The organism is Brevundimonas sp. GN22 (assembly GCF_054824005.1).
In genome coordinates, this window is the sequence record NZ_JSYD01000097.1 from 1 (window position 1) to 11,423 (window position 11,423).

10 protein-coding genes and 1 pseudogene are annotated in these 11,423 nt (G+C 62.8%); 8 read left to right on the forward strand and 3 right to left on the reverse strand.

The window, feature by feature from the left end; genetic code table 11:
* Positions 1-1,038 (forward strand): annotated as a pseudogene (locus OB03_RS12590) (hypothetical protein); the annotation flags it as partial.
* Positions 1,039-1,058: 20 nt separating this feature from the next.
* Complete coding sequence (locus OB03_RS12595) at positions 1,059-1,409, forward strand: RNA-binding S4 domain-containing protein (protein WP_242915345.1); 351 nt, start codon at positions 1,059-1,061, stop codon at positions 1,407-1,409.
* A gap of 58 nt (positions 1,410-1,467) precedes the next feature.
* On the opposite strand, the gene OB03_RS12600 is transcribed toward OB03_RS12595, so the two are convergent.
* Positions 1,468-2,085: a YceI family protein gene (locus OB03_RS12600; RefSeq protein WP_461344378.1), complete on the reverse strand. Its 618-nt coding sequence runs from the start codon at positions 2,083-2,085 to the stop codon at positions 1,468-1,470.
* A gap of 282 nt (positions 2,086-2,367) precedes the next feature.
* Between OB03_RS12600 and fdxA the strand changes: the two genes are divergently transcribed.
* Positions 2,368-2,709 (forward strand): ferredoxin FdxA, encoded by a 342-nt coding sequence (gene fdxA / locus OB03_RS12605; protein ID WP_242915348.1) that lies wholly within the window; start codon positions 2,368-2,370, stop codon positions 2,707-2,709.
* A gap of 308 nt (positions 2,710-3,017) precedes the next feature.
* Positions 3,018-3,581: a CarD family transcriptional regulator gene (locus OB03_RS12610; protein WP_242915350.1), complete on the forward strand. Its 564-nt coding sequence runs from the start codon at positions 3,018-3,020 to the stop codon at positions 3,579-3,581.
* Between the two features lie 74 nt (positions 3,582-3,655).
* Here the strand turns inward: OB03_RS12610 and OB03_RS12615 are convergent, their stop codons facing one another.
* Positions 3,656-4,225 (reverse strand): OmpA family protein, encoded by a 570-nt coding sequence (locus tag OB03_RS12615; RefSeq protein WP_461344379.1) that lies wholly within the window; start codon positions 4,223-4,225, stop codon positions 3,656-3,658.
* A gap of 385 nt (positions 4,226-4,610) precedes the next feature.
* Here OB03_RS12615 and OB03_RS12620 point away from each other — a divergent pair, with 385 nt between their 5' ends.
* The 3 genes from OB03_RS12620 (at position 4,611) to OB03_RS12630 (ending at position 8,415) form a co-directional block, all read left to right on the forward strand.
* Positions 4,611-5,303 carry a hypothetical protein gene (locus OB03_RS12620; RefSeq protein ID WP_461344380.1) on the forward strand — a complete coding sequence of 231 codons (693 nt, stop codon included), beginning with the start codon at positions 4,611-4,613 and terminating at the stop codon, positions 5,301-5,303.
* A gap of 305 nt (positions 5,304-5,608) precedes the next feature.
* Entirely contained in the window at positions 5,609-5,932 is a 324-nt protein-coding gene (locus tag OB03_RS12625; RefSeq protein WP_242915356.1) for a hypothetical protein, read from the forward strand.
* Positions 5,933-6,045: 113 nt separating this feature from the next.
* A complete protein-coding gene (locus tag OB03_RS12630) occupies positions 6,046-8,415 on the forward strand; it encodes a TonB-dependent receptor (RefSeq protein WP_461344381.1) in 2,370 nt (789 codons plus the stop codon).
* 4 nt (positions 8,416-8,419) lie between these two features.
* Here the strand turns inward: OB03_RS12630 and OB03_RS12635 are convergent, their stop codons facing one another.
* Positions 8,420-8,824: a DUF983 domain-containing protein gene (locus OB03_RS12635; RefSeq protein WP_345791457.1), complete on the reverse strand. Its 405-nt coding sequence runs from the start codon at positions 8,822-8,824 to the stop codon at positions 8,420-8,422.
* A 118-nt stretch (positions 8,825-8,942) separates the two neighbouring features.
* Here OB03_RS12635 and OB03_RS12640 point away from each other — a divergent pair.
* A partial coding sequence (locus tag OB03_RS12640; protein ID WP_461344382.1) for a tetratricopeptide repeat protein occupies positions 8,943-11,423 on the forward strand: 2,481 nt, incomplete at its 3' end.

Consider the following 11,423-nt stretch of genomic DNA (forward strand, 5'->3'; position numbering starts at 1 on the left):
GCCATGACCTTTGCGCAGGCGTTTGCGGCGCGTGACGGTGGCAAGGCGCTGGAAGGCGAGGGCCTGCGCGAACTGCGCGGGGACAAGCCGTCGGCGAAGGCGCTGGCGGCCTTTGGGCGTCAGGCCGTGGGGCGCTTTACGGTTCCGGTCGAGATGCTGGAGACCTATGCCGATCTGAGCCGCAAGGCGGGTCGGAACGAGCTGCCGCAAGAGGCGCTGGATACCCTGGGCTGGAACATCGGTCAGGTACGCGCCGTCCGCTCGGCCCTGCGTGGTCCGCGTCGTGACGAGGCGACAACGGCTGCTGCCCCCGCCGTGGTGGACGAGAACAACCCGTTCGCTGCCCTGATGGCGCTGAAGGCGGCAGAGCCGGAAGCCAGGCCCGCCAAACCCCACCGCGAGAAGAAGCCGAAGAAAGCTGCAAAGCCTGTGGCCGAGGGCGAGACGCCTGCGGAAACCACTGAAAGCGAAGAGGCACCCAAGAAGAAGCGCCGCCGCCGTCGCGGCAAGGGCAAGGGCGAGGCTGCCGTGGCCGAGGGCGCGGAAGCGAGCGAAAGCGCCGGTGTCGAAGGCGCAGAGGGCGAAAACTCTGTGGCCGCCGAAGGTGATGCAGCGCCCAAGAAAAAGCGCCGTCGTCGCCGCAAGCCCAAGGGCGAGCGCGTGGCGGCTGAGGGTGAAGCTACCGAAGCCAGCGAAGGCGAAGCGGATGCTGCTGCTGCCACGCCAACGGCTGACGGTGAGGCCGCTCCGAAGAAGAAGCGTCGCCGTCGTCGTGGCAAGAAGCCGGTGGCTGAAGCCGGTGCCGATGGCGCCTCGCCTGACGCCGTTGAAGGTGCGGGTGAAGCTGCTGCTTCTTATGAAGCTGGCGATGCTCCTGCCGAGGGCGATGTGAAGAAGAAGCGCCGTCGTCGCTCGCGTAAGCCGAAGTCGGCTGCTGAAGCTGGTGAAAGTTCGGAGGTGGCTTCTGCCCCCGCGGATGAAGCACCGTCGGACCAACAGGCATCACCGCTTTCGCCTGAACCTTCGGGCGAGGGCTGAACCCATGCCTGGGTGCCGCTATGGATGACAGCGCCGCTCCCCAATCCATCCGGATTGATCTGTGGCTCTTCTACGCCCGCTTCTTCAAGACGCGGGCGCTAGCGGCCGAAATGGTGTCGAAGAAGAAGGTACACTTGACCCATCAGGGTCGGCAGGTGCGTCTGGATAAGCCCAGTCGCACGGTCCACGTCGGCGACGAGATTATGTTCAGCCTCGGTGGTCGGATCACACAGGTTAAGGTGCTGGCCATCGGCGAGCGCCGTGGGCCAGCCACCGAGGCGAGAACGCTTTACGAGGATCACTCGCCCAAGGATCAGCCGCAGCCGGTCGCCAAATGGGATGGTGATCGCGGTGGTCGCGGACATATTTAAGGGCGCAGATCCGAAAGCCTGCGCCCTTTCTTAACCGCCTCAAATGGCGGAGCATCGCCTATTTGACGAACTCGCCCTCGATGTGAAGTTCGACCTCGTCACCCAATGCCGGCAGGCCGTAGGTGATGCCGAAGTCCGAGCGTTTGATCTTGGCCTCGGCGTCAAAACCGGCGCGGTATTTACCGCGCATAGCACCGGCCTGATTGAACTCGACTTCCAGTTTCACCTCTTTGGTGATGCCCTTGATGGTCAGGTCACCATAGACGTCGGCCTCGTTGGCGTCGTCGCTGTCCACCACGATACGAGTCGAGCGGAAGGTGGCCGTCGGGTATTTCTCGACGTCAAAGAAGTCCGCGGTCAGCAGGTGGCGCTTGAGCGCCTCGTCGTTGGGGGCGATGTCTGCGATCGGAATCTCAGCGGTGAGCGAACCGTTGGCCGGATTGGCGGGGTCCAGCTTCAGCTGCGCCTTCACATTGACGAACTGGCCGATGTAGTCCGAAAAGCCGAGGTGATCGATCTTCCAGGTGATGCGGCCATGCGAGGAATCGAGGGCGTAATCGCCTGCCTCGACCTGCGCCGGGTTCTTGGTGAAGGCGTTCTGGGCCACGACACCGCCGGTCCCCAGCAGTGCAACAGCCGAGGCGACGATCAGAGTTAAACGGGCTTTATTTTGCATAGGCGTTCTCCGGAAGGTCTGAAACGCGAAGAGGGTGGGTAAAGGCTTATCGCCTGACTTGCTCGAAAAGCTGACAGTCCACCCTGATGAGGTCGGCAATAGCACACCGGGGGCACGGTAAATACGCACAGGGCCGATATCCAGTTCACGTCGCGGTGTCCCAAACCGGATTTTTTGCGTCTTTGACCAAGGTTGATGGCGTCATCGGTTGACAGGCAGGGGAGGGAGGGGGCATTTGCCCGCCCTCGACCTCAACCAGTTCAGACGGGCCCGACTGCCGCAATGACCTACATCGTCACCGACGCCTGCGTGAAATGTAAGTTCATGGACTGCGTGGAAGTGTGTCCGGTGGACTGCTTCTATGAAGGCGAGAACTTCCTCGTTATCGCGCCTGATGAATGCATCGACTGCGGCGTGTGCGAGCCGGAATGCCCGGTGGATGCCATTGTGCCGGATACCGAGGACGAGCCCGACGGCAAGTGGCTGCAGATCAACGCCGAATACGCCAAGGTCTGGCCGAACATTACGGTCAAAGGCACCCCGCCTGCAGACCGCGAACAGTTCGAGCGCGAGACCGGCAAATACGAAAAATACTTCAGCCCGAAGCCCGGTAAAGGCTCCTGAGTTCAGCGCCATTTTCTGAACACAATTGGGCATAGCACAGCTTTTGCGCTGTGTATGTTTTGAGATTTAGCAATTTTGTGGTAGGTTCCTCCCATTCGAAACGGGTAGTGCCGCAACTCTGCACGCTATCCGAGTTTGCGACAGAACCCCGCATTTAACGGGGTCGGCCAGAGGTTCGGTGATCCTGTACAGCATCTGATGTGTGGCTTTGACATTCTCCCGACGGAATCAAATCCGGCGGCGGGAATGCTTTTGCTCTATCGGAATGTTGCTCAAGTCACCGGCGTTTGTGCCGGGAAAGGAATGTCATGACGAGCAAGTCCGGTCTGGAATTCAAGGTTGGCGACGCTGTGGTCTATCCGGCCCACGGTGTTGGCAAGGTTGCCGCGATCGAAACTCAGGAAGTCGCGGGCATGTCGCTCGAGGTCTACGTCGTGACCTTCGATCATGAAAAAATGACCCTGCGCGTACCGACCAAGAAGGCCGCAACGGCTGGTCTGCGTACGCTGGCTGCCGACGACACCGTCACCAAGGCCCTGACCACCCTCAAGGGCCGTGCACGCATCAAGCGCACCATGTGGTCGCGCCGTGCGCAGGAATATGAAGCCAAGATCAACTCGGGCGACCTGATTTCGATTGCCGAGGTTGTCCGCGATCTATTCCGTGCCGACACCCAGCCTGAACAATCCTATTCGGAGCGTCAGCTCTATGAATCGGCTCTGGATCGCATGGCCCGCGAAGTCGCTGCTGCCAACGGCATCGACAAGGACGCTGCCATTGCCCTGCTGAGCAAGTCGCTGGCGGCCAAGAAGCCGATCGCATCGGCGGCTGCCGCTGCTGCCGAAGCAGAAGACGAGGCCGAAGCCGCTTAATCGGCTCTGCCAGATATACAAAAGGCCCGGACAGCGATGTCCGGGCCTTTTTTATTGTCTCGTACTGATCGGGATCAGGACAGGACGACGATGGCAACGCGGCGGTTCTGGGCGCGGCCTTCACGGTTGTTGTTCGGAGCTACCGGATTGGATGCGCCGTACGAAATGGTCGACATGCGGTTGAGCGGAATGCCCTGGGTGCTGAGGTAGCGGCGAACGGCCTCTGCACGGCTTTGGCCAACGCGTTCGTTGGTCGCGGCGCTACCCGACGAATCGGTGTGACCCTGGATTTCCAGATAAACGTTGCGGTTCTCGGCCTTCAGGCGCTGGGCCAGCTCGGACAGGCGCTGCTCGGCTTCCGGCGACAGGGCGGTCGCGTTGTTCGGGAACTTCACCGAGTCGTCCGACAGTACGACTTCGTATAGGAATTTGCCTTCGGCCAGTTTGTGGGCCGCGTTTGCACGCGAGAGGGCTTGGTTGGCGGTGCTTTCAACGCCGGTAACGCGGCTGTCTACGGCGCTCACGCGCTCGTCGACGACGGCGATGTTGTCCCGCACGAAGCGGTGACTGGCGCAACCGCTCGCTGCGACGCCAAGCGCCAGAACGGTGCCGATGGCAAAGGCTTTGCGGGTCATGATCGACATCAAGTTGCTCTCTGTTAACGACGGAGGGCTCTCCGCCAGACATGCAAGGTGAACTAAGTTTGACAGTCTGGGCCGCGTCATGACCCCGAAAAGGCAGGAATTTGTCACCTTGGCCGTAACTGAACGCACCATCGGGAATATATTTCCTCAAAAACCATCGTTTGCCATGAAGTTGGCATTTGCTGGTGTCTGACTATGTAAAATGTAGAGAGCTTGCTGCCGTGGAGTCATTGTGCGCCGAAACTCCAAGATCACGACCCGACGCAACCGCAATACAAGCTTGGCCATACTCTTAAGCTTGACCGTACATGCCGCGGTCGTGAGCATTATTTGGGGGATGCGTGCACAGTCACCGGCCGGGCCAGAGCCTTTACCGGTGGTGATGGTGGAGCTGATTGACCCGCCCGAACCTCCACCGCCGCCGGAGCCCGAACCGGATCCCGCTCCGACCGGACCACCCGCAGAAGTGCCCACACCTTCCCAAGCGGCACAGACCAAGGAAGCCGCAAAGGCCCCTACGGTTACGCCCAAGCCCCAGACTGCACCGCCGCCGCCCATCCACCGGACGCCACCCCCACGGGTGCCAACCGAGGTGGTGGCCGTATCCTCCGCGCCGCCAGCCCCTAACATGCGTCTGCTGGGCGATGGGGAACTGGCGGGCGCACTGGTCGCCGGAGCCGGTGCGGGAGGTGGATCGGGCGAAGGGGGCTCGGGCGGTGGCGGAAGTGGCGGGTCCGGGACTGGCACGGGATGCAATATGGCCGGGCGCCTTCAAGCGTTGGTCCGGCGCGATGCGCGGGTTCAGGCGACAGTGCGCGCGGCTCAGGCGCAAATGCAGTCAGGTCGTCGGGCTATCGTTATCTGGGACGGCGACTGGGTCCATGCTCTGGATCAGGACGGACGCGGCTTGGCCGGAGTACGTCAGGCGATCGCGGTGGAGGTCGCCTTCGCCCCGCGCGAGTGCAGGATGGAGCGGGTCAACGGCACCGTCGTGGTGTCCCTGGGGGACGATGCGGGCTCACCGCGACTGGCCTTTGTGGCTCCCAGTTGGCGCTGGGGTGAACTCGCGCTGCGCTGAGGCGGTTCGTCTTAGGCCTTAAAGTTTGTATTCAATCGAATACTTCTAAACTTAGGGTTCTACGAAAACGCAGAGTTTTCTTCTGGTAAAGCTTCGAATAACCGTGATCACCTGAATGGTGAAACGTGAACGCGATCAGGAGTTTCCGTATTTTCGCCACATTCTGGACAGCGCCGTTCTTTGGTTAACTGGCTAATATTACAGCGTTATTCACGAAAATGTTGGATCGAATTGCGGCAATCTGACGTTAGCGTCCTGTTCAAGATGGCCAACCGCCTAAGGGCGAGTGCAGGGAGGGCAGCAAAATGGCTGAGACCTGGGGATTGGAAGCGGCGCGCAGTGTTCTGCGCGAATGGGCCACGCAACGCGTCGACGAGGCGACTCAAAAGAGCGGTCTGACGGTGCAGTTTGATGGCGTCGAAGCCTGGTTGTTGGCACAAGAGCCGCAAACGCTGGAAGAGGCCGAACGGGTACTGGTTGTGTTGGAAGCCTATCACGCCGGAAGGACCGAGGGTCTGGACGTGCTGATGAGGGCGGCAGGCGAGCATCGTCGGGACGGGGCCGCAACCTCCCGTGTCGGCCACAGCTTTGCACCGCGTGCCTATGGCCCCGTCGGCGGGCGGGCGTAAAATCAACTTAAAAGCGATCCTTACGTAACGTAAGGTATTGGTTCGCGTGGTGGTGTTCTGCTAGAGCGGCGTTTCTTTGGTCGCCGTGGCGACGCTCTTGCGCGAACCTCCCTGTGAAATCATTGCGTCTCGTCATGGCCAGTGCGCCATGGGTACTGCTGTTGGCCGCCGGCCCCTCCTTCGCTGCGGAAGAAGTAGAACAAGCACCCACGTCGGTCTCGGACATTGTGGTGACAGCCGAGCGGGGACGGGATGTGCTGGCGAGGGTGCCGTTGTCGTTGACGGTGACCGACGGGGCGTTGCTCCGCGACCTTGGCGTCCGCGACATCAAGGATTTGCAATTGACGACGCCGGGTCTGCTGACGGCGTCTTCGTCCAATCAGACTTTCACCACGGCCCGTATTCGCGGTGTTGGCACGGTCGGCGACAACCCGGGTGTCGAGAGCGCTGTGGGCGTTATGGTCGATGGCGTCTATCGCCCGCGCAACGGCGTGGCTCTGGGCGATCTGGGCGAGGTGGAGCGGATTGAGGTGCTGAAAGGCCCGCAGCCGACCCTGTTTGGCAAGAATGCTTCGGCGGGCATCATCAATGTGGTGACGGCGGTTCCGTCGTTTGATCCGTCGCTGAACCTCGAAGCCACCTTGGGTGAGCATGGCACAAAGGGCGGCAGCATCGGTCTGAACGGCCCCTTGGTGGGTGACCAATTGGCGGGGCGTCTCTACGTCGCCACCCGACAGCGCGACGGGCTGTACTCGGTCCGTACGGGCGAAGGTCCGCGCACGGCGACCGATGACCAGAACGAAAACTATGACACCATCCGCGGCCAACTGCTGTGGACCCCGCGCGATACCGTCAGCGCACGTTTGAGCGCCGACTATACCGCGCGGGACGAGCGCTGCTGCGTCGGTGTTCAGGTGCTTACCGGCCCGACGGCCCCGATTTTGGCGGTCCTGTCGCCGGACGGCGGGGTGATGGCGACGCCGGATCCGGACGCCCGCATCGCCTATTCCAACCGCGACACCAACACCCGCATCCACGACCGCGGCGGGTCGCTGCATGTGGATGCCGATCTGGGCTGGGCGCGTCTGGCTTCGGTGACGGCGTACCGCGATTGGCGCGGAGTGATCTCGCAGGACTGGGACTTCAGCTCGGCGGACATCGCCTATCGTCCGGATGACGGAAGCTGGTCCAACCGTTTCCGCACACTGTCGCAGGAGTTCCGTCTGTCGGGGGAGACGGCGCGCTTTGACTGGAACGCGGGTCTGTTCCTCGCTGACGAGAAGCTCAGCCGCCGCGACAGCATCCTTTATGGGCGCGACTATGAGGAATATGTCGGGCGTCTGCTGACCCGTAGTGCGGGTAATCCGCTGGGGCAGGCCGATGGCGTGTCGCAACTGACGGGCCTGCCGTTCGGCACCAACTTCATCGAGGGCGAGGGTCAGTGGGACGCCTATGCCCAGCGCGCCAAGTCGGCGGCCCTGTTCGGCCAGATCGACTATCGCCTGACCGATGCGGTCACGCTCAGCGGGGGCCTGCGGGCGGCGCATGAGAAGAAGACCATGACCGCCGACTATCGCAACACGGACGGCGGGGAGGCCTGTTCGGCGGCACTGGCGCGGGGTGTCAGCAACGCCATGCTGTGCCTGCCGTGGTCGAACCCCGCGTTCAACACTCTGAGGCAGTCCGAAAGTCTGACCGACGAAGGCGTAACCGGCATGGTCCGCGCCGAGTGGCAGGTAAGCGATCAGGTACGCCTGTACGGCGGCTGGTCGCGTGGTCGCAAGAATGGTGGTTTCAATCTGGATCGCGGCCAGACCAATCTGGTGCCGGATGCCTCGCGCGCTTTCCCGTCAGAACGGGTGGATGCGTTCGAGGTCGGCTCAAAGGCGGTCTTGCTCGACGACACCCTGTTGCTGTCGGTCGCAGCCTTCCGCCAGACCTATGAGGATTTCCAGCTCAACACCTTCCTGGGCACCACCTTCCTTGTGCGCTCGATCCCCGAAGTGCGGGCCAAGGGGGCGGAGGTCGATGCGATCTGGCACCCCGTTGAGGGGCTGTCGGTGCAGGGCGGCGTTACCTATGCCCAGACCGAATACGGCGATGATCCGATTGCGGGCCTGCCATTGCTTGCGGGCAAGCGTATGAGCTTTGCGCCGCTGTGGTCGGGGGCGTTGTCTGGCACTTATGAGCGCAATGTCTGGAGCGATCTGACGGGGCGGGTGACGCTGGGCGCGAAGTATAGCTCGGCCTACAACACCGGTTCCGACCTCGATCCGATCAAGGTCCAACCCGCCCACTGGCGCGTGGATGGCCGCATCACTGTGACCCGCGACGAGGCGTGGAGCGTCGAGGTCTGGGGCCGTAACCTGTTCGACGCAACCTATCGTCAGGTCGCCTTCGGCGCGCCCTTCCAGACCGGAACACTGGGCGCATTCCTGGGCGAGCCGCGCACGGTGGGCGTGACCCTCAGGTTAGCGCGCTAAGGCCTCAGAACCGCGCTTCGGTGGCCTTGTGCTTGTATTGGGCGCAGGCCATCCAGCCTTTGAACGGGCGCAGCAGGCCAAGGCACAAGAAGCCGATCAGCGGGAAGGTGAACACCATGTGTACCCAGATCGGCGGGTGGACGGTGAACTCGAAGATCATGAAGCCGACCATGCCCAGCGTGCCCATGATGGACATGACGAAGAAGGCCGGACCATCTGCGGTGTCGGCAAAGCTGTAGTCCAGACCGCACTTCGAGCATTTGTCGGTGATGGTCAGGAAGCCTTTGAACAGCGGGCCTTCGCCACAGCGTGGGCAGCGGCAGCGGATACCCGTAACAACGGGGTTGAGCGGCGGGTACTGTTCTTCTGACACGGTGTGACAATCCACATTCTGGCGGGCGATAGGCATCGCCGCATGTCCGACAGGTTCGGATTTTATCGCTATCACTTCAAGCGGTCGTTTTGTCCAACCAAGCTTAACCGTCGTTAACGACGAGGAAAGCCCCTTGGGGTGACAATGGGGGGATATGTCCGGGGCCCGTGTGACCAAGCGTGTGTTGAAGACCTCTGCAGCGGCTGCCGCTGCGGGGGTGATGGTGCTTGCGCCCATGGAAATGCCGCTGGCGGTGGCACAGACGGGTGACCCTATCGAAATCCGCGTCGGGGCCAACGATGCCTTTACCCGCGTCGAGTTCGGAGGTGTCATCGGTCGCCGCGCCCGCGTCCGTCAGGACGGTCGTCAGATCATTGTGCGGTTGGGATCGACCGCCGCTCCCGACGTCAGCCGTCTGAAGGTTGATCCGCCCAAGGGTGTCTCCAAGGTCGAGACCCGCGCGGTTGCGGGAGGGACCGAACTGGTTCTGACGCTGGCTGACGGGGCAGAGGCGGGAGCCGGAAGTGCCGATGGCGCGGTGTGGGTCAACATCCGTCCCGAAGATGCGCCCGCAAGCACTGACCCCACGGCCAAGTCGGCCGGCGCCGTTGTGCCTGTTACGGTCGTGCGCGAGAACGGACGGGCAAGGCTTCAGTTTGCTTTCAAATCGCCCGTAGCGGCCGCTGTATTCAAGCGCGGAAACGCCGTCTGGGCCGTATTCGATACCAAGGCCGCCATCCAGATCAAATCGGGTGAAGGTGACGGCATCCGCTGGGCCGCCGGTCCTGACTATACGGTCGTGCGCATCGAGGCCCCGTCGGCTCAACCTTTGTCCGCGCAAGCTGACGGCGCGAACTGGATTGTGTCGCTGGGCGAAAGTTCGGCAAATGACGGAATACACATTGTCCGCGATGACGAGGTGAAAGCCAGTCTGTCGGCGCAGGTCTCGGGCGTACGCCGTACCATCTGGATTACCGATCCGATGTCCGGCGAGCGTATCGCTACCGTGCCGGCGCTAGGACCTGTGAAGGGGGTGAACGTCGCCCGCCGATCTGTCGACGCGCAGATTTTGCGCACGGCGCAAGGACTGGCCGTCGAAGCCTTTGCCGATGACCTGAGCGTCGATACGGCCACTGATCGGGTTATCATCAGCCGTAAGGGCGGCCTGAAGCTTTCCTCGCCGACGGCGGCGCTCGAAGCGGCCGGGGCACCCGCGATCGATGCGCCTAAAGCCGCGCGTTTCCCTGCGCTGATCCAGACGGGGTGGGCCAACACCGGAACGGTCGGCTTCTCTGTTCGTCACCGTGACCTGCAGTTGGCGGCGCAGACGGAAATGGCGCGCGCGGCAGATGATCCGCGTGCTCCGGTCGAGGCACGTCTGGCCTATGCGCGGTTCCTCGTAGGCTCGGGCCTGCACTATGAAGCCATCGGCATTCTGAATGCCTTGATCGAACAGACGCCGGGTATGCTGGGCGTGCCGGAAGTGCGTGGTCTGCGCGGCGCGGCGCGGGCCAGCATCGGGCGACTGGAAGAAGCCGAAACCGATTTCACCTCCGGTGCCCTGGCCAATGATCCGGCCAGCCGCGTCTGGCAGGGCTATATCGCGTCCCAGCAAGGGGACTGGGCTACCGCGCGCCGTATGTTCTCGGCAGGGGCCAGTGCGGTTGATGCCTTCTCGACCGACTGGCGCGCGCGCTTTGGTACGGCGCATGCGATGGCGGCGCTGGAAACCGGCGACAAGGGCGGGGCCCGCGAGTTGTTGAACTATGTGTTCGGGCAACCGGCTGTGCCATCTGCGGACCGTCTGGCCGCGCGTCTGGTTCAGGCCAGGCTGTTGGAAGCCGAGGGACAGGGCAAGCGCGCTCTGGCCATCTATACTGCCGCCTCCCGCGCGGGGATGGACAACATCCGCACCACGGCCAAGCTGGGCGTCGTGCGTCTGTCGCTGGCCAATGGCTCGATGACGCCGGACAAGGCGGCCAAGGAGCTGGAGCTGCTCAAATGGCGCTGGCGCGGGGACGGTATCGAACTGGCGGTGATCCAATCGCTGGGCGAGCTCTACCTGTCGCAAGGCCGCTATCGCGAGGCGCTGACGGCGCTCAAGGGCGCAGGCGGACGGATTACCAGCCTGCCCGGTGGTGCCAAACTGCAGGAGCAGTTGGATCGCGCCTTCCGCGCTATGTTCCTTGAGGGTGCCGCGGACGGGCTTCAGCCTGTACAGGCGCTGGCGCTGTTCTTCGATTTCCGCGACCTGACGCCGGTTGGTGCGGACGGCGACGAGATGGTCCGCCGTCTGGCCCGTCGCCTGATCGACGTTGACCTGCTCGATCAGGCCGCGGAGCTGCTGAAATATCAGGCCGAGAACCGCCTTGATGGCGTAGCCCGTGCGCAGGTCTCGGCCAATCTGGCGGCGGTCTATCTGATGAACCGCCAGCCGGAACCGGCACTGCAAGCGCTGTGGAGCTCGCGCTCGACCCTGCTTCCCAATGCGGTGGCGGCCGAGCGTCGTGCACTGGAGGCCCGCGCCCTGATGGAGCTCGGTCGCTATGACCACGCCATCGAGATTTTGGGCCGCGATGCCACCCCCGCTGCCCGCCAGGTTCGCGCCGAAATCCTGTGGAAGCAGGAAAAGTGG